Annotated in this window: 19 protein-coding genes and 1 pseudogene; 11 read left to right on the forward strand and 9 right to left on the reverse strand. The window is 60.6% G+C overall.

The window, feature by feature from the left end:
• Positions 1–7 precede the first annotated feature (7 nt).
• The 7 genes from nuoJ to KZH41_RS18695 all read left to right on the forward strand — a co-directional run bounded on the left by nuoJ (position 8) and on the right by KZH41_RS18695 (position 6,616).
• Positions 8–511 (forward strand): NADH-quinone oxidoreductase subunit J, encoded by a 504-nt coding sequence (nuoJ, locus tag KZH41_RS18665; RefSeq protein WP_003219561.1) that lies wholly within the window; start codon positions 8–10, stop codon positions 509–511.
• A 2-nt stretch (positions 512–513) separates the two neighbouring features.
• Complete coding sequence (nuoK, locus tag KZH41_RS18670; RefSeq protein ID WP_003174727.1) at positions 514–822, forward strand: NADH-quinone oxidoreductase subunit NuoK; 309 nt, start codon at positions 514–516, stop codon at positions 820–822.
• Positions 819–2,672 carry an NADH-quinone oxidoreductase subunit L gene (gene nuoL, locus KZH41_RS18675; protein WP_094950602.1) on the forward strand — a complete coding sequence of 618 codons (1,854 nt, stop codon included), beginning with the start codon at positions 819–821 and terminating at the stop codon, positions 2,670–2,672. Before nuoK ends, nuoL begins: the two co-directional genes overlap by 4 nt.
• Positions 2,673–2,718: 46 nt before the next feature.
• Positions 2,719–4,251: an NADH-quinone oxidoreductase subunit M gene (gene nuoM, locus KZH41_RS18680; protein ID WP_064452906.1), complete on the forward strand. Its 1,533-nt coding sequence runs from the start codon at positions 2,719–2,721 to the stop codon at positions 4,249–4,251.
• 7 nt (positions 4,252–4,258) lie between these two features.
• Complete coding sequence (gene nuoN, locus KZH41_RS18685; RefSeq protein WP_263273450.1) at positions 4,259–5,722, forward strand: NADH-quinone oxidoreductase subunit NuoN; 1,464 nt, start codon at positions 4,259–4,261, stop codon at positions 5,720–5,722.
• A gap of 239 nt (positions 5,723–5,961) precedes the next feature.
• A complete protein-coding gene (locus tag KZH41_RS18690) occupies positions 5,962–6,312 on the forward strand; it encodes a toxin (RefSeq protein ID WP_094950600.1) in 351 nt (116 codons plus the stop codon).
• Positions 6,302–6,616: a helix-turn-helix domain-containing protein gene (locus KZH41_RS18695; RefSeq protein ID WP_094950599.1), complete on the forward strand. Its 315-nt coding sequence runs from the start codon at positions 6,302–6,304 to the stop codon at positions 6,614–6,616. The genes KZH41_RS18690 and KZH41_RS18695 overlap by 11 nt, the downstream gene beginning before the upstream one ends.
• 223 nt (positions 6,617–6,839) lie before the next feature.
• On the opposite strand, the gene KZH41_RS18700 is transcribed toward KZH41_RS18695, so the two are convergent.
• Both KZH41_RS18700 and KZH41_RS18705 read right to left on the reverse strand, forming a co-directional pair.
• Complete coding sequence (locus KZH41_RS18700) at positions 6,840–7,592, reverse strand: outer membrane beta-barrel protein (RefSeq protein ID WP_094950598.1); 753 nt, start codon at positions 7,590–7,592, stop codon at positions 6,840–6,842.
• Between the two features lie 124 nt (positions 7,593–7,716).
• Positions 7,717–8,550: an arylamine N-acetyltransferase family protein gene (locus KZH41_RS18705; RefSeq protein ID WP_242150630.1), complete on the reverse strand. Its 834-nt coding sequence runs from the start codon at positions 8,548–8,550 to the stop codon at positions 7,717–7,719.
• A 120-nt stretch (positions 8,551–8,670) separates the two neighbouring features.
• Between KZH41_RS18705 and KZH41_RS18710 the strand changes: the two genes are divergently transcribed.
• The gene (locus tag KZH41_RS18710) at positions 8,671–8,907 is read left to right on the forward strand and encodes a DUF6555 family protein (protein WP_094950596.1); all 237 of its coding nucleotides are present in this window, start codon (positions 8,671–8,673) and stop codon (positions 8,905–8,907) included.
• Positions 8,908–8,971: 64 nt separating this feature from the next.
• Here the strand turns inward: KZH41_RS18710 and KZH41_RS18715 are convergent, their stop codons facing one another.
• Together KZH41_RS18715 and KZH41_RS18720 are read right to left on the reverse strand one after the other, a co-directional pair.
• Positions 8,972–9,166 carry a DUF6021 family protein gene (locus tag KZH41_RS18715; protein WP_263273451.1) on the reverse strand — a complete coding sequence of 65 codons (195 nt, stop codon included), beginning with the start codon at positions 9,164–9,166 and terminating at the stop codon, positions 8,972–8,974.
• Between the two features lie 15 nt (positions 9,167–9,181).
• The gene (locus tag KZH41_RS18720; protein ID WP_176462926.1) at positions 9,182–9,358 is read right to left on the reverse strand and encodes a hypothetical protein; all 177 of its coding nucleotides are present in this window, start codon (positions 9,356–9,358) and stop codon (positions 9,182–9,184) included.
• Positions 9,359–9,476: 118 nt separating this feature from the next.
• On the opposite strand from KZH41_RS18720, the gene KZH41_RS18725 reads away from it, so the two are divergent.
• Complete coding sequence (locus KZH41_RS18725; protein WP_094950594.1) at positions 9,477–9,998, forward strand: DUF3087 domain-containing protein; 522 nt, start codon at positions 9,477–9,479, stop codon at positions 9,996–9,998.
• A gap of 5 nt (positions 9,999–10,003) precedes the next feature.
• Here the strand turns inward: KZH41_RS18725 and KZH41_RS18730 are convergent, their stop codons facing one another.
• The 5 genes and pseudogenes from KZH41_RS18730 to KZH41_RS18750 all read right to left on the reverse strand — a co-directional run bounded on the left by KZH41_RS18730 (position 10,004) and on the right by KZH41_RS18750 (position 14,592).
• Complete coding sequence (locus tag KZH41_RS18730; RefSeq protein WP_263273452.1) at positions 10,004–11,131, reverse strand: MFS transporter; 1,128 nt, start codon at positions 11,129–11,131, stop codon at positions 10,004–10,006.
• Between the two features lie 57 nt (positions 11,132–11,188).
• Positions 11,189–12,565, reverse strand: coding sequence for an MFS transporter (locus KZH41_RS18735; protein WP_242150639.1), 1,377 nt, complete (start codon positions 12,563–12,565; stop codon positions 11,189–11,191).
• A 342-nt stretch (positions 12,566–12,907) separates the two neighbouring features.
• Positions 12,908–13,321 (reverse strand): ester cyclase, encoded by a 414-nt coding sequence (locus KZH41_RS18740; protein ID WP_094950591.1) that lies wholly within the window; start codon positions 13,319–13,321, stop codon positions 12,908–12,910.
• A gap of 211 nt (positions 13,322–13,532) precedes the next feature.
• Positions 13,533–13,677: pseudogene (locus KZH41_RS18745) on the reverse strand (EscU/YscU/HrcU family type III secretion system export apparatus switch protein); the annotation flags it as partial.
• 51 nt (positions 13,678–13,728) lie between these two features.
• Complete coding sequence (locus KZH41_RS18750; protein ID WP_094950589.1) at positions 13,729–14,592, reverse strand: Dyp-type peroxidase; 864 nt, start codon at positions 14,590–14,592, stop codon at positions 13,729–13,731.
• A 148-nt stretch (positions 14,593–14,740) separates the two neighbouring features.
• Here KZH41_RS18750 and KZH41_RS18755 point away from each other — a divergent pair, with 148 nt between their 5' ends.
• Together KZH41_RS18755 and KZH41_RS18760 are read left to right on the forward strand one after the other, a co-directional pair.
• Complete coding sequence (locus tag KZH41_RS18755; RefSeq protein WP_263273453.1) at positions 14,741–16,357, forward strand: NADP-dependent glyceraldehyde-3-phosphate dehydrogenase; 1,617 nt, start codon at positions 14,741–14,743, stop codon at positions 16,355–16,357.
• A 123-nt stretch (positions 16,358–16,480) separates the two neighbouring features.
• Positions 16,481–17,542 (forward strand): FUSC family protein, encoded by a 1,062-nt coding sequence (locus KZH41_RS18760; protein WP_094950587.1) that lies wholly within the window; start codon positions 16,481–16,483, stop codon positions 17,540–17,542.
• Positions 17,543–17,689: the final 147 nt, after the last annotated feature.

Raw genomic sequence — 17,689 nt, forward strand, 5'->3', positions numbered from 1 at the left:
AAGAAAGATGGAATTCGCTTTCTATTTCGCGTCGGGTATTGCAGTGGTGTCCACGCTTCGCGTGATCACCAACACCAACCCCGTGCACGCCCTGCTCTACCTGATCATTTCGCTGATCGCCGTGGCCATGACCTTTTTCAGCCTCGGCGCACCGTTCGCCGGTGTGTTGGAAGTGATCGCCTACGCCGGCGCCATTATGGTGCTGTTCGTGTTTGTGGTGATGATGCTCAACCTGGGGCCGGCTTCGGTCGCCCAGGAACGCGTCTGGCTCAAGCCCGGCATCTGGCTCGGCCCGGTCATCCTGGCAGCCCTGCTGCTGGGTGAACTGTTGTATGTGCTGTTCGCTCACCAGAGCGGCCAGGCCATCGGCCACACCACCGTAGACGCCAAGGCCGTGGGCATCAGCCTGTTCGGCCCGTACCTGCTGGTGGTCGAACTGGCTTCGATGCTGCTGCTGGCTGCAGCCATCACCGCCTTCCACTTGGGCCGCAACGAAGCCAAGGAGCAATGACGATGCCTGCTATCCCTTTGGAGCATGGTCTGGCGGTCGCCGGCATCCTGTTCTGCCTTGGCCTGGTCGGCCTGATGGTTCGCCGTAACATTTTGTTCGTGTTGATGAGCCTGGAAATCATGATGAACGCCGCCGCACTGGCCTTCATCGTTGCAGGTGCACGTTGGGGCCAGCCGGATGGGCAAGTCATGTTCATCCTGGTGATCAGCCTGGCAGCCGCCGAGGCCAGTATTGGCCTGGCGATCCTGCTGCAACTGTATCGTCGCTTCCACACGCTTGATATCGACGCTGCCAGTGAGATGCGCGGATGAACATGATCTTTCTGACTTTCGTATTTCCCCTGATCGGTTTCCTGCTGCTGTCGTTCTCCCGTGGACGCTGGTCGGAAAACCTGTCCGCCCTGGTGGGTGTGGGCTCCATTGGCCTGTCGGCAATTGTCGCCGCCTACGTCATCTGGCAATTCAACGTGGCGCCGCCGGAAGGCGGCCACTACACCCTGGTGCTGTGGCAGTGGATGTCGGTGGAAGGCTTCAAGCCCAACTTCGCCCTCTACGTCGACGGCCTGTCGATCACCATGCTCGGCGTGGTGGTGGGTGTGGGCTTCCTGATCCACCTGTTCGCGTCCTGGTACATGCGCGGTGAAGCCGGTTACTCGCGTTTCTTCGCCTACACCAACCTGTTTATCGCCAGCATGCTGTTCCTGGTGCTGGGCGATAACCTGTTGTTCCTGTACTTCGGCTGGGAAGGTGTGGGCCTGTGCTCCTACCTGTTGATCGGTTTCTACTACAGCAACCGCAACAACGGGAACGCGGCACTCAAGGCGTTCATCGTCACCCGCATCGGCGACGTGTTCATGGCCATCGGCCTGTTCATCCTGTTCCAACAAGTGGGCACGCTGAACATCCAGGAACTGCTGGTGCTGGCACCGCAGAAGTTCCAGGTCGGTGACTTCTGGATCACCCTGGCGACCCTGATGCTGCTGGGTGGCGCCGTGGGTAAATCCGCGCAACTGCCGCTGCAAACCTGGCTGGCGGATGCGATGGCCGGTCCTACTCCCGTTTCCGCACTGATTCACGCGGCAACCATGGTAACCGCCGGTGTCTACCTGATTGCACGTACCCATGGCCTGTTCACCCTGGCGCCGGAGATTCTGCATCTCGTCGGCCTGGTGGGTGGCGTGACCCTGGTACTGGCCGGCTTCGCCGCGCTGGTGCAGACCGACATCAAGCGTATCCTCGCCTACTCGACCATGAGCCAGATCGGCTACATGTTCCTGGCCCTGGGCGTGGGTGCCTGGGACGCGGCGATCTTCCACCTGATGACCCACGCCTTCTTCAAGGCCCTGCTGTTCCTTGCCTCCGGTGCGGTGATCGTTGCCTGCCACCACGAGCAGAACATCTTCAAGATGGGTGGCCTGTGGAAGAAACTGCCGTTGGCCTACGCCAGCTTCATCGTCGGTGGTGCCGCACTCGCTGCCCTGCCATTGGTGACCGCAGGTTTCTACTCCAAAGACGAAATCCTCTGGGAAGCCTTTGCCAGCGGTAACCAGAACCTGCTGTACGCAGGCCTGGTGGGTGCCTTCATGACCTCGCTGTACACCTTCCGCCTGATCTTCATCACCTTCCACGGTGAAGCCAAGACCGAAGCACACGCAGGCCACGGTATCTCCCACTGGTTGCCACTGTCGGTGCTGATCATCCTGTCGACCTTCATCGGCGCCATGATCACCCCACCACTGGCCGGTGTACTGCCGGAAAGCGCCGGCCATGCCGGTGGCGCGGCCAAGCACAGCCTGGAGATCGCCTCGGGCGCCATCGCCATCGCCGGTATCCTGCTGGCGGCCCTGCTGTTCCTCGGCAAGCGTCGCTTCGTTACGGCTGTTGCCAACAGCGGCATCGGGCGCTTCCTGTCGGCCTGGTGGTTCGCTGCCTGGGGCTTCGACTGGATCTACGACAAACTGTTCGTCAAGCCTTACCTAGCCATCAGCCATGTACTGCGCAAAGACCCGCTCGACCAGACCATCGGTTTGATCCCGCGCGCCGCCAAGGCCGGTCACACCGCCCTGAGCCGCAGCGAGACTGGCCAACTGCGCTGGTATGCAGCTTCCATGGCGGCCGGTGCCGTTCTGGTGATCGGCGCCATCGTGGTGGTAGCGGTCTGACTATGTCTATGCACTTTGCGAACTTGCGAAAGGAAACGAGCCCGTCATGATTCTGCCCTGGCTAATCCTGATCCCCTTTATCGGCGGCCTGCTCTGCTGGATGGGTGAACGCTTCGGCGCCACCCTGCCCCGCTGGATTGCGTTGCTGACCATGTCCCTGGAACTCGCGCTCGGCCTCTGGCTGTGGGCCCATGGTGACTATTCATTCGCTCCGGCACCGGGTGCCGATCCAACCTTCGCGCTTGAATTCAAGCACGTGTGGATCCAGCGCTTCGGCATTAACGTGCACCTGGCCCTCGACGGCCTGTCGCTGTTGATGATCCTGCTGACCGGCCTGCTGGGTATCCTCTCGGTACTCTGCTCCTGGAAAGAGATTCAGCGTCACGTGGGCTTCTTCCACCTGAACCTGATGTGGATTTTGGGCGGTGTTGTCGGCGTGTTCCTGGCGCTGGACCTGTTCATGTTCTTCTTCTTCTGGGAAATGATGCTGGTGCCGATGTACTTCCTCATCGCGCTCTGGGGTCACAGTTCTTCGGACGGCAAGAAAACCCGGATCTACGCGGCGACCAAGTTCTTCATCTTCACCCAGGCTTCCGGCCTGATCATGTTGGTGGCGATCCTGGGTCTGGTATTGGTCAACTTCAACAGCACGGGCGTGATTACCTTCAACTACGCCGACCTGTTGAAAACCAAGATGTCCCTGACCACCGAGTACATCCTGATGCTGGGCTTCTTCATCGCCTTCGCGGTGAAGCTGCCGGTGGTGCCGTTCCACTCCTGGCTGCCGGATGCTCACGCCCAGGCGCCGACTGCGGGCTCCGTGGACTTGGCGGGCATCCTGCTGAAAACCGCGGCCTACGGCCTGCTGCGTTTCGCCCTGCCGCTGTTCCCGAATGCCTCGGCCGAGTTTGCGCCGATCGCCATGACCCTGGGTCTGATCGGGATCTTCTACGGTGCGTTCCTGGCCTTCGCCCAAACCGACATCAAGCGTCTGATTGCCTTCTCGTCCGTTTCCCACATGGGTTTCGTACTGATCGGCATCTACTCCGGCAGCCAGCTGGCGTTGCAAGGCGCAGTGATCCAGATGTTGGCCCACGGTGTTTCGGCCGCCGCGCTGTTTATCCTCAGCGGCCAGTTGTACGAGCGCCTGCACACCCGTGACATGCGTGAGATGGGTGGCGTGTGGTCGCGGATCGCGTACCTGCCGGCGATCAGCCTGTTCTTTGCCGCCGCGTCCCTGGGCTTGCCGGGTACCGGTAACTTCATCGGCGAGTTCCTGATCCTGATGGGTTCGTTCGTGCACACGCCGTGGATCAGCGCCATTGCTACTTCCGGCCTGGTGTTCGGTTCGGTCTACTCGCTGATCATGATCCACCGCGCGTACTTCGGCCCGGCCAAGTCCGACACCGTTCTGCAAGGGATGGATGCTCGCGAACTGATCATGGTGCTCGGCCTTGCGGTACTGCTGATCTACATCGGCGTGTACCCGCAACCGTTCCTGGACACTTCTGCCGCGACGATGCATGGCGTGCAGCAGTGGTTCAGCACCGCCTTCACTCAACTCGCTTCGGCACGGTAAGAGCGCTATGGAATTCACGATCCAACACTTTATCGCGCTTGCGCCGCTGCTGATCACCAGCCTCACCGTTGTAGCGGTGATGCTGGCGATCGCCTGGCGCCGCAATCACTCACAAACGTTCCTGCTGTCCTGTGCCGGTTTGAACCTGGCCCTGCTGTCGATCATCCCGGCCCTCAAGGTTGCACCACTGGCGGTCACCCCGCTGATGATGGTCGATGACTTCGCGCTGCTGTATATCGCGTTGATCCTCGTCGCCACCCTGGCCTGCGTCACCCTCGCCCACGCCTACCTCGGCGAAGGCGGCACCGGTTACCCAGGCAACAAGGAAGAGCTGTACCTGCTGATCCTGCTGGCTGCGGCCGGCGGTATCGTGCTGGTCAGCGCGCAGCACCTGGCCGGCTTGTTCATCGGCCTGGAGCTGCTGTCGATCCCGACTTACGGCTTGGTGGCCTACGCCTTCTTCAACAAGCGCTCCCTGGAAGCCGGCATCAAGTACATGGTGCTGTCGGCCGCCGGTTCCGCGTTCCTGTTGTTCGGTATGGCCCTGCTTTACGCAGAAGCCGGCAGCCTGAGCTTCACCGGTATCGGTCACGTCCTGGCGACTACCAATAGCCCTGCACCGATTGCCCAACTGGGCCTGGCGATGATGCTGATCGGCCTGGCGTTCAAGCTGTCCTTGGTGCCTTTCCACCTGTGGACCCCGGACGTGTACGAAGGCGCCCCGGCGCCAGTGGCCGCGTTCCTGGCCACCGCGTCGAAGGTTGCGGTGTTTGCGGTGATGGTGCGTCTGTTCCAGATCTCCCCTGCCGCCAACACCGGCGTGCTGAGCAACGTGCTGACCATTATCGCGATTGCGTCGATCCTGTTCGGTAACCTGCTGGCCCTGACCCAGAACAACCTCAAGCGTCTGCTGGGCTATTCGTCCATCGCCCACTTCGGTTACCTGCTGATCGCCCTGGTGGCGAGCAAAGGCCTGGCCGTGGAAGCCATGGGCGTGTACTTGGTCACCTACGTGATCACCAGCCTCGGCGCGTTCGGTGTGATCACGCTGATGTCCTCGCCGTTCAAAGGCCGTGATGCCGACGCTCTGTACGAATACCGCGGCCTGTTCTGGCGCCGTCCGTACCTGACCGCCGTACTCACCGTGATGATGTTGTCCCTGGCGGGTATCCCACTGACCGCGGGCTTTATCGGCAAGTTCTACATCGTTGCCACCGGCGTTGAAGCCCACGAATGGTGGTTGGTTGCGTCCTTGGTACTGGGCAGCGCCATCGGCGTGTTCTACTACCTGCGCGTGATGGTCACCCTGTACCTGATCGAGCCAAACCTGCGCCGTGTGGATGCCGAGCTGCACTGGGAACAGAAAGCCGGTGGCGTGATGCTGCTGGCTATCGCCCTGCTCGCGTTCTTCCTGGGTGTGTACCCACAACCGTTGCTCACCCTGGTGCAGCACGCGGTGCTGGGCGTTTGATCGCTTAGTAACATGCGGTAAACAGAACGGCGCCTTCGGGCGCCGTTTTGCGTTTCTGGGGGCAGGTAGTTTTACCCTCCCCTACTCGCCGAAATTTCCTTCTCTATCTGCCTCTGCATCTGGCATCTGCGCGCCGAAGGCCGCCGTATGGTGGTTGCGTTTTAGGAAAGTTCCCACAACCAGGTCACTTGACCCATGGCGAGTGGGCCACCAAACTATACGCAGGCTAAGTACAGAACATGGATGCTCTATTTATCGAATTGCCGGCCTTCGAGCGGCATCGCAAGGACTATCTGAGTGACGAGCTTTTCCAAGGCTTTCAACAGGAGTTGATGAAAAACCCGGAAGCGGGTGACGTGATCGAGGGAACTGGCGGGTTACGCAAGGTTCGCTTCGTGGATGAGCGACGTAACAAAGGCAAACGCGGTGGCCTGCGGGTCATTTACTACTGGTGGTCGGGCGGTACGCAATTCTGGCTGTTCACCCTGTACGGCAAGCACGAACAGGACGACCTAGCCCCCCATCACAAAAAAGCCCTAAAACACATGCTGGACAGGGAAATCAAAGCGAGAACACACCATGAAACGTGAAATCTTTTCCGAACTGGTCGAAGGCTTCGACGCACTGGCTGAAGAACGCCAAGGCAAAGTCACCCTGCGCACCCACAAGGTCCGGCTCAACAACCTGGCCCCGCTGACGGCCGAAGAAGTGGTCGCCGTGCGCCAACAGCTCAACCTCTCCCGTTCGGTGTTCGCTATGTACCTGCGCACCAACGTCCGTACCCTCGAAAACTGGGAGCAAGGCCGCGCAAAGCCAAATGCCCAGGCCGCCACCTTGATTCGGCTGGTGGCGCGGTTTCCAGAAACCGTGGCGCAACTCGCTGCATTAGGTTGAGACACTCGCCGCAACCTCTGTGGCGAGCGGGCTTGCCCCGCGTTGGGCTGCGAAGCAGCCCCAAAACCAGGCGCAGCGCTTTATCTGAAAGAATGCAGCGATACTGCACTTCAGACATGCCACTGGCCGCAGTAGCGCGTTCGGGGGGGGTTGGCGGATACAAAGGAAGCTTGATGGCGCAGTCGAATGCGGGGCGTTGGCCGCCCCGCATCCAGGCGTTCGCTTAGAACGCGATACCGACTTTGAAACCGTACTCGTCACGCTTGAGCTTGGTGTTGTCGGCGACATACGAGTCATCGTCGAGCTTGTATTCGGTACGGGTGTAATACAGGCCCGCCATCACCGGCAAGTCGCCCTTCTGGTTCATCAGCAGGCTGACTTCGGCGTAAGGGTTGGTGCGGTCCTTGAGGTCCACGGTGTCGCTGCCGACGCCGTCGACCTTGAGCCTGGAGCGGCCGTCGATAGTACGACGGGCGCCGGCTTCGACGCGCAGGGTCATGTCATCGAACTGGTGGTTGTAACCCAGTGCGGCCTTGGCGAACGGCGATTTGTTGGTGAGCTTGACGTCGTAATCGTTGGTGTCCGGCTCGTAGCGGGTCCAGCTGTAGCCACCGCCCACAATCACGTCGACGAAGTTGCGCGCGTCCAGCGCGGCACGCCAGCCGAGGTCCAGGTCAGCCTGGCCTTCCTTGAGCTTGTTGTCGCTCTTTTCGCCGTACTTGGCTTCGATACCGGCCTGGTAGATAAAGCCGGACTCGGCGGTGAGCTTGTTGCCGAAGTTGTAGAACAGACCCGCTTCGGGCATGTGGTCCTTGTCGCTTTTGCTGCCGCCTTCAAGTTTGAAGTCGTTATAGCTGCCCTGCAAACCGAGGATGGAAATCGGGCCGGTGGACGGTGCGGCGAACACCACGGCAGGCGCGGCGACCAGCGCCAGCAGCGAGGAACCCTTAAGCAGTTTTCCGAATAGCTTGGACATCGTTTTACATCTCCTTGTCTGGTGAGCAAATTATTCAGGAAACGGTTCGAACCCCGGCTTTCGCCAAAGGTTCGAATTAATTTGCGTCGACTTGGAGCAAAAACGATTCAGTGAAGGCTCTACCTCAAGTTTCTTTTGAATTAGCCACTACTAAGCCATCAAGGGCTTCGCGAAGCAGAGGATGGGCCGGCAGACGAATGCCCAAGGTCTCGTGCAGCACTGTCAACAGCTCATCGGTGCTCTCGATTGCGCGCTTTTCACTGGGCCGATCCAGGTAGTGGACGGCATAGTTGGCGTTATTCAAGGTGTAGCGTTTGCCCGGCGCGAGCAGCGCGGCTTTGAGTTGACCGACAAACGTTGAAGCCGGGTGCGTCGACACGTACCAGTTGCCGATTTCATAGTCGATATCCGCCTGCTCTTGCAGGTCGAACACATACAAGCCACGCCACTCCTCGCCGACCTGGGCCCACAAGGTGTAATCGGCGCCATTGAACGTCAGGCGATAGGGTTCATGGGCGGTGGCCTGGGTTGCGTCCGTGTCCAACTGCAACGGGCTGCTCGGCACCATGCCGCCGAAGCCGACGTCGGTGACGTAGCGCACGCCATCCAGGGTGACCAGGCTCAGGCGATGGGTGCGACCGGTGCGCGCATCCGTTGGCCCGCCCATCACCACCCAGCCGGTATGGCCGCGCGCCTCGAAGCCCAATTCCTGCAACAGCGTCAGAAACATGTGGTTCAGCTCGAAGCAATACCCGCCACGCCCGTCGAGCAGTACCTTTTGCTCGATGCTCGGCAAGTCGATTGGCACCGGGGTGCGCAGCAGTGTCGACAGGCTCTCAAAGGCAAAGGTGCACACATGGCGCAACTGCAGTTCGCGTAAGGTTTGCAAGGTTGGCGGTGGCGGCGAGTCATAGCCCAGGCGTTGCAGGTAGAGCTGACGGTGAGTCAATCGGGGCATGGCGCGATCCTTGAGCGCGTGGCGAAGGCGTCACTATGCCGTGCCAGCCTGCGACTTGTCATTTTGACTGAACCTTTTTGAACACTTGCCTATCCATCTATAACAAGACAGGGAGGCAACATGAGTACCGCAAAAATCTACACCATCAACTATCAGCTGCACGGTCAACCGAAGTCCTTTGTGGTGCGCGCAGAAGTCATGAACAACGCCGAGGCCTGGCATTGGGCCGCGGTGGATGCCGACATCGCCCATGTCAGCCGCATTGGGCGTGTAGGTCACGAACAGGTGAAAAAAACCACCCGGCCTTGGGCGGAGAAGTTCGGTATTACCGAGGTCACTTGGGTACCGCCCAAGTAAGCACAGCCGCATAAACAAGCCCCATAAACATCAGCCCCGCGATGGCGGGTCTGATGCGGGTGCTTCACGTTGTCTTCAAGTCGCCCAACGGATCGTAGGGCGGCTTTTTTTTCGGCTGCTTTTCCTTGTCCAGCGGGGCTATCGCAGGCCCGATGGGGTCGACCGGGTCGGACACGTCGGGGGAATCCGGGTCAAAGCCCAGTTCGTCCTTGCCGCTGGCATGCTCGCTTGAACGCGGGCCTTTCGGGGGATTGCTCACAGTGACCTCCTAAACTTAAAGCGGGCGGGCTTTGTCGTGCAGGTTTTCCAGGTCTTCCTCGACCCGCTCCACATCGTCGTCATGACGCTGGGCCGGGTCATTGGGACGCAACGCATCGTTGTCACGTTCCTCTTCGCCGGGCGTGCGGTCGGGGTTGGGTGTACCAGGCGGTGGCTGTTTATAATCGGGCATGATGGTCTACCTCACGGTGGCTACACAGGTTTAGAGAAACCGCCGCGAGCCATCGTTCAACTTGATTGCGCAAAGCGTGCGAAGATGCCACCCCGCCCCTTCTTGAGACCTGACCCGGATGTTCGAGCTCAAACCCTGCGACCCTGCCACCTTCCGCCAACAGACCCGACGCAGCACGCTTATCATCGCCGTGCTGTTCGTGGCCCTGGCAATGCTGCTGTCGAGCCTGGCGGTGATGCTGTTTGGCACGCCCGGCGGTGACAACTTTCGCTTCAATGTCGGCGGCGTGTTCGCCGGCGTATTGATCACCGTCGCCCTGGTGCGCGGCCCGTTCTGGACTCAGCCTTGGCTGGCGCCGGCGGTGTATGGCTGGCAGCTCAAGCGCAGCTTGATGAGCGTCACCAACGTGATGCACAAGGTCACCGAACGCGTGCAAGCCAACGACCCGACGGCGATCAAACTGCTGCGTTTTTACCACTTGGGGCTCACGCAGATGCATGAACTGGACGCCAACTCCAGCGCCCAGGCGCAATTGGTCGGCGAGATCGACGTACACACCGCGAAGATGCAGGCCTTGGGGATAGACACCGAGCAAACCCGCCTCGACCCCGCCTGGCTAGGCAGCGTTAAAAAGGCCTGACAGCGTCAGTTAGAAAGCTTGGTTCGCCAGCAGAACACCGCGCTCACCGCGATTGCCGCGCCAGCCAGGCCAAACACCCAGGGCGCCGAGGCCACGGGCAGCAACAGGCCGGCCAGCAAAGGCCCGAGGCCGGCGCCGACGTCGCGCCACACTGCGTTGGAGGCCAGGGCTGAAACGCGCATCGAACCGGGGTTGCGCTCGGCCACCAAGGTGGTCACCAGCGGCAGTTGTAGCGCGCGCAGCACCAGCACCGCCGCCGCGCCGACGATCACCCAATAACTGCCGAACGCGGTCAGGGCCAGGGCACTCAAAAACGAAAACAGCAGCAGCATCGAGGTCGCGCCAAAACGTTGCGCCGCCCGGCCGCCCAACGGGCTCAGGAGCATCTCCGAGGCATACCGCAGGGCCATCAGGCCACCGGCGATCAGCACCGCATCGCCGCCGAGAAGCTTCTGTGCCTGGATCGACAAGCCAAAGATAAACAGCCCATCGAGCGCCACACCTTCGATAAACGACCAGGTTGCCACACTGTCAGGCCACTTGAAGCGCCGCCCGGTGCTGTGCAAGTCATGGCTTGCGGTGGGTAAGCCGCGCGCCACCCACAGGCCGACCAGGCAGCAACCGGCGAGAATCACAAAGATCGGGCGCGGCCCGGCCCATAAGGTCAGCCAGCCACCCAGCGGCAACGCCAGCATCGGCCCGAGGGCGATCACCGCCCGTGAACGCCCCGCACGGCGGGCTGCGCCAGCGGGTTCGGAAGTCGCCAACACTTGGGTCGAGAGGTTCAACGCGGCAAAACACAGGCCCCAGATCAGTCGTAACCCCAGCAGTGCGGCGAAACCCGACAACCGCGAGTTGCCCAAGGCACACACCGTGGCAGCACCGGCGGCGATCATGCAGGTCAGCCGGTCGCCGTTGCGCGCGTAGAAATTCAACACATGCCGGTAACCGAAAATCCGCACCAGGCGGTTGGCTGCCAGCAACACCCCGGCCTGGGCCAGCGTGATGCCAAAGGCCTGGGATTGCATGGGCAGCAGCAAGTAGAGCAGCACGTCACTGGGCAGGCATAACGCGAGGGTCAGCGCGGCGCGTCGGGAGGTGAGATCAGCAGTGCGTTGGGCCAGGCTGGGCATAAATCTGAAACATCCCGAAATATTCAGGTCGCAACGTTAGCCTTCTCACGCCGGGTTTTACAACGATCTATCCGGCTTTTTTCCATAGGGCAGTAAACGCAGGCCGCTGGCCACACTGCCCACCAGTGCAAACCCGCAACCCAGCCACAGCGCGTATTGCGGGCCGCTGCCCAGGGACAGATGAAAACAGAACGCCACCAACGACGCCCCCAGCGTCTGGCCCAGCAACCGCGAAATCGCGACGATGCCGCTGGCCCCACCGCTGCGGGCCAACGGTGCGCTGGTCATGATCGCCTTGAGGTTGGGCGATTGAAAAAAGCCAAACCCGGCGCCGCACAGGGCCATGCGCCAACCAATATCAAAGGCTGACGCGCCATTGCCCAAGTTCGCCAACGCGGCCATGCCCACGCTGAGCATCAGCAAGCCGACGCCGCACAGCACGCCCAGCGACACCCGATCCGCCAGGCGCCCCGCCACCAAGGCCATGACGGCGACCACTGCCGGCCACGGCGTCATCAGAAACCCGGTTTCTACCTGGCTATGGCCGAGCACCGCCTGCAACAGGAACGGCAGCGACACAAAGGCAAGGCCCTGGGCGCTGAACGCGCAGATCGCGGTGAGGGAAGACAGCGCAAACACCGGCCGTTTGAACAAATCCAGAGCCAGCATCGGCGCCGGATGACCGGCCTGACGGCGCAGCAACACCGCGCCGCACATCAGCGCCACGGCGATCAGGCCCAAGGTCAGTGCGCCCTGGGCACCGTGTACCGCCGTGCCCAGGCCGAGCACCAGCAGGGCAAACAACCCGGCACATAGCAACGCGGCGAGACGGTCGAAGGCGTGGCCGGTCATGGGCAGCGTGGGTAATGAACGCAGGCCCAGCCCCAGGGCCAGCAGCCCCAGCGGCACGTTGATCAGGTACAACCAATGCCAGGTCGCCACCGACAGAATCGCCGACGCAGCGGTCGGCCCGAGGGTGAACGCCAGCCCCACCACCAACGAGTTATAACCCAGGCCACGCCCAAGCATTTTTGAAGGGTAGATATGCCGCAGCAACGCGGTGTTGACGCTCATCACCGCCGCCGCGCCCAGGCCTTGCGCCACGCGCGCGGCGGTCAGCGTCAGCAGCGACCCGGCCAGCCCGCAAAACAGCGACGAGATAATAAACAGCAGCAACCCGCCGAGGTACACCCGGCGGTGCCCCAGCACATCGCTCAACGACGCGAACGGCAGCACCGTGGCGATAATCGCCAACTGGTAGGCGTTGACCACCCAGATCACCGAGGCGGAGTCGGTGCCGATGCCTTCGGCCAGGGTCGGCAGCGCCGTATTGACGATAGCCGTGTCCAGGGTGGCCATGCCGATCCCCAAAGAAAGGGCGATCACTGCCGGCAGGCGTTTATTGGCGGGCAACCCATCGGCAGCAGAAGACATGAACAACCTGGCGCTGGTAACAAAGGCGTTTAGATTACGGGCAGCCGGGAAATTTTTCAGTGGCCGTTTGCCTGTCTGTCAAAGTTTTCATGTCCACTGTGGAGCGATAGTGAGCAGAAGGCTTTCTGTGGAGAGCGGGCTTGTTGTGACAGGCGCAGATTGCGACGGACTTGGCGCGGTTGCAGGAGCCCAAGCTGCGCATCGCCTCCCTGCCCCGCTTCCAGCACCGCCAGTGTGATCGCTCCATAGACGCTCCGCGTCCACTCTCAAGGTGGTAACGCAGAGCGTCACGGGAGGCGTTCCCACACAGGGTGGGAACGATCATTCAGGTGGTCCCTGCCTTCAGTTGTTGTCGAAACCGAGCTGACGGTACAGCGTTTTCATGTCGTAGTAATCGGTGCATTCGACAATTTTATTGTCCTGAATCCTGATCACGCAGGTACCATCCACGTTGATCTGATTGTAAGTTGCGCCATAACCGAACAGCTCGCCCTTTTGGGTTCCCGTCATATGCCACTGAATCGTCCCGCCGCGCTCGCCAAGGCTGATCAGGTCGCTGATAACCTTGAAATCGGGCAATGCCTTTCTGATCTGGTCAAAAAAATCGCCCAACTCGTTCCGTCCGCGCATGATTTGCCGCGCGGCCTTGTCCTCATAGACAGTCGTCTCTGAAAATATCGCGAGAAATCGCTCTTTTGAGGGTGTGGACCAGCTCTCGGCCCACTCGTTGATCAAATTACGCTGTTGATCTGTCATGTTGAAACTCCTAGGAAAGTTGGAAACAGTTCAGCGACAACCTGACGGTTAACGCGTCCATCCCTCGCCTGTGACAGATACAACTTCAGCTCCTGCTGAGCAGATACTCCCTCTGAACCCAAAGCGCTAACCAAGCGTAGCCTGCACGGCGCTTAAATCAATCGCGCCACGACCCACCCATCCGCTACCGCTTGGAATGAGGCATACGACACCGAGTCGCCAGGCACAGCTTTTCGGGCAATCTGCGCCGCCGTTCGCTTGATCAGCGGGTTGCCGTCGATGTCTTTGCGTTCGCGTTTGGTTTCGCTGCGGGTCATTTTCATGTCGCGGCCCAATAGCCGGCGCTGCATGGATACCAAGCTGCCTGCATCGCAGGCAAGCCCTCTCCCACAGTTTCAGATGTGCGCCTAAACGCAGATTGCACTCAGGTCCAGATGCCCATCCTTGAGCGGCGGGCACCAGTAATAACCCCCGGTCAACGGCGTGCTGATGCGATACAACCCATCCACAATCCCATCCTCCAACCCGCTCATGCGCCGCAGTTGCGCTTCAAACGCATCAAAGGAATGACCAAAGGCAAGGAACATCAACCCCGCCTGACCGTTCTCGGCCCAAGGCATCGAGCGGCGCACCACGAAGGCTTCCGGGGTGAAGCTTTCCTGGGCCGTGCGTTTGGTGTGGGCGGACTCGGGTGCGTCTTGCAACTCTTCGTTATCACCATGGCGGCGGCCGATGATGTGGTCGCGCTCTTGCGCAGGCAACGCGGCAAAACCGTCGAGGTCGTGCTGCCATTGCTGGATCGCGGCAAAACTGGCGCCACTGTCGGTCATCGCGGCTTCAACCGCTGCATCGTCGTGGGGGTTTTCGGTGCCGTCTTCGTAGTCGGTCAAATCGAAACCGGTCTTGTAACGGAAGCCTTCGGTCATCTGCACCAGGCGAAACGCCGGGGCCAAGGCTTTTTCAAAGGTGCGGCTACGCAACAGCAGCTCACCACGATCCACGCCATGCAGCCACACCCACAGCGCCTGCTGGGTCGAGGGGTTATGCGCGCCCGGGCCGCTGACGGCCGGGAATGCGCGCAAGCCTTCAACCTTTGCACCCAAGGCGGTTACCAGCGGCTCACCAAAACCGACCACCGCGGCCGAATCCGCCAGCTGCACCAGCGCGTCCAATGCGGCGGGCACGGCTGCCAGGCTATCCACGGCAAAAAACAGATGGCGTGCCTGCAACGGCACCGGTGCGGCAAGAATGCCCGGCTGGTACTGACTCATGTGAACTCCTTCTGAAAAGCCGCGCAGTTTACTCCGACGAGCGTGACACACACAGCGGCGCGTACAAGAAAGCGCACAAGCCTTGCCATAGAGCCGGTTGTTGGGCGACTCTCTAGTCATGTTTTGCAACTATTCCAGGGGTAGCGACATGACCACCAGTAACCTGCTCGCTCAGTTGTTTCCGACTTCCGCCAACGATATTCCCGAGCAATTTCGCCTCGCAGCGCCCATTGAACAGCGTGATTACTTGGTCGACGGCCAGTTGCAGGTGTGGAACGGGCCGTTGGCTCAGGTGCTGAGCCCGGTGCAACTGGGCGATGAGCGCGTGCATATTGGCAGCACGCCGTTGCTGGACGCCGACACCGCCCTCACCGCCCTCGACGCCGCCGTGCGCGCCTATGACCGTGGCCAGGGCGAATGGCCGACGATGCGCGTGGCTGAACGTATCCAGCATGTGGAAGCCTTCTTGCGGCGCATGCGCGAACAGCGTGATGCGGTGGTCAAGCTGTTGATGTGGGAGATCGGCAAGAACCTCAAAGACTCGCAGAAAGAGTTCGACCGCACTTGCGACTACATCACCGACACCATCAATGCGCTCAAAGAGCTCGACCGCCGCAGCAGCCGCTTCGAGCTGGAACAGGACACCCTCGGGCAAATCCGCCGCGTACCGCTGGGCGTGGCGCTGTGCATGGGGCCTTATAACTACCCGCTGAACGAGACCTTCACCACGCTGATCCCGGCGCTGATCATGGGCAACACCGTGGTGTTCAAGCCGGCCAAGCTCGGCGTGTTGCTGATTCGCCCGCTGCTGGAGGCGTTCCGCGACAGCTTCCCGGCCGGGGTGATCAACGTGATCTACGGCAGTGGCCGCGAAACCGTCAGCGCGCTGATGGCCAGCGGCAAGATTGATATTTTCGCGTTTATCGGCACCAACAAGGCCGCCAGCGACCTGAAAAAACTGCACCCCAAACCGCACCGTTTGCGCGCGGCATTGGGCCTGGATGCGAAGAACCCTGGCATCGTGCTGCCCCAGGTGGACCTGGACAATGCGGTCAACGAGGCCGTCACCGGTTCCCTGTCGTTCAACGGCCAGCGCTGCACCGCACTGAAAATCCTGTTTGTACATGAAGACGTGGTCGACAGCTTTATCGAAAAATTCAACACCAAGCTTGCGACGTTAAAGCCTGGCATGCCGTGGGAAGACGGCGTGTCGCTGACGCCACTGCCGGAAGTGGGCAAGGTCGATTACCTCAACGCGCTGGTGGGCGATGCGGCGCAGCACGGCGCCCAAGTGGTGAATGCCAACGGCGGCATCAGCCGTGGTTCGTTCTTCTACCCGGCAGTGCTGTACCCGGTGAACCCGCAAATGCGCGTGTACCACGAGGAGCAGTTTGGCCCGGTGGTGCCGATCGTGCCTTACCGTAACCTGGAGACGGTGATCGACTATGTGCTGGACTCGGATTTCGGCCAGCAACTGAGCATTTTCGGCACCAACGCCTTGGAAGTCGGGCGGCTGGTGGATGTGTTTGCCAACCAGGTCGGCCGTATCAACATCAACGCCCAATGCCAGCGCGGGCCGGACACGTTCCCCTTCAACGGCCGCAAGAACTCGGCCGAGGGTACGCTGTCGGTCCATGACGCGTTGCGCGTGTTCTCGATCCGCACCCTGGTGGCGACCAAGTTCCAAGAGAGCAACAAGGCGCTGGTCAGCGATATCTTGCGCAACCGTGATTCGAGCTTTTTGACCACTGACTACATTTTCTAAGAACACCTCAATTCCTGAGTGAAAGCAGTCTTGTGTGGGAGCAGGCAAGCCAGCGCCCACACAAGCCCGGCTCCCACAATTTAGACCGCGTTCGCCCTGACTACCGAGGCCACTTAACTACCGATGAACCTGCCCTTCTTCGCCCGGCGCCTGTTGCGCCCCTTGCTCGACCCCTACCGGCGCTATCGCCATGCCAAGCTGATCCACGCCGTACGCGTGTCCATCGGTTTGTTGGCGACGATACTGCTTACCACCGGCATTAACCTGCCCCACGGTGAGTGGGCTTCGGTGACCATGCTGATCGTGATCGGCGGCTTGCAACACCACGGCAACATCGGCAAAAAAGCCGTGGAGCGCGCCTATGGCACCTTGATCGGCGCCAGCGTCGGCTTGCTGCTGGTGGTGCAACAGGCCTATTTCGGCCAGCCGTTGCTGACCTACTTGTTGATGTCGGTGGTGTGCGGGTTCTTTTCCTATCACGCCATCGGCAAGGGCGGTTATATCGCGCTGCTGTCAGCGATCACGGTGTTTATTGTCGCCGGCCACGGCGATAACCCGATCTCGGATGGCTTGTGGCGCACCGTGGACATCCTGATCGGCATTGTGTTGGCGCTGGCGTTCTCCTTCGCCCTGCCGCTGTACGCGGTGTACTCGTGGCGCTACAACCTGGCCAGTGCATTGCGCGACTGTGCCGAGATTTACAGCCGGATCATCAGCGGCCAGTCGGTCACCGATGATGAGCACTTCAAGCTGCTCAACCGCCTGAATGCAGCGATGCTGCAACTGCGCTCGTTGATGCCGTCGGTGTCCAAGGAAGTGCGCATCTCCATGACCGAGTTGGACGCCATCCAGCGACACTTGCGCATGTGCATCAGCACCCTGGAGATTCTCGGCAATACTCGGCCCGATCCACGCGATGAACAGGCGATGGCGCGCATGCAGGTGATGTTGAAGGCCGAGCATCGGCAGATTCGGGTGCATCTGGTGGGGATGGCGCGGGCATTGAAGTTGGGGTTTACCGACCGGCTGGATCGACCGGCCGCGCAGGTCTCGGATGAAGCCGGGTTGGAGGCGCCGGTACAGAGTGCACTGGATGGGTATCGGTTATTGACGTTGCAGTTGGCGAGCAACGTCGACGCCATGCGTCAGCGGTTGGCAAAAACGTCGAGCCATTGGAAGATTTGAGTTAGGGAAAAAGAACAGTCTACGGTTGAGTAGAACTGTCCCGACTCAGTACTCCTTACAGTGGCTTCAAGCAGGACCTATATAGCGACTGCGCAGAGTTTCTATGCTGACCTGAAAGACGTAAAAGGATTAGACCGTATCGTCGGA

This window comes from Pseudomonas sp. YeP6b (assembly GCF_025642995.1).
Taxonomy (GTDB): Bacteria; Pseudomonadota; Gammaproteobacteria; order Pseudomonadales; family Pseudomonadaceae; genus Aquipseudomonas.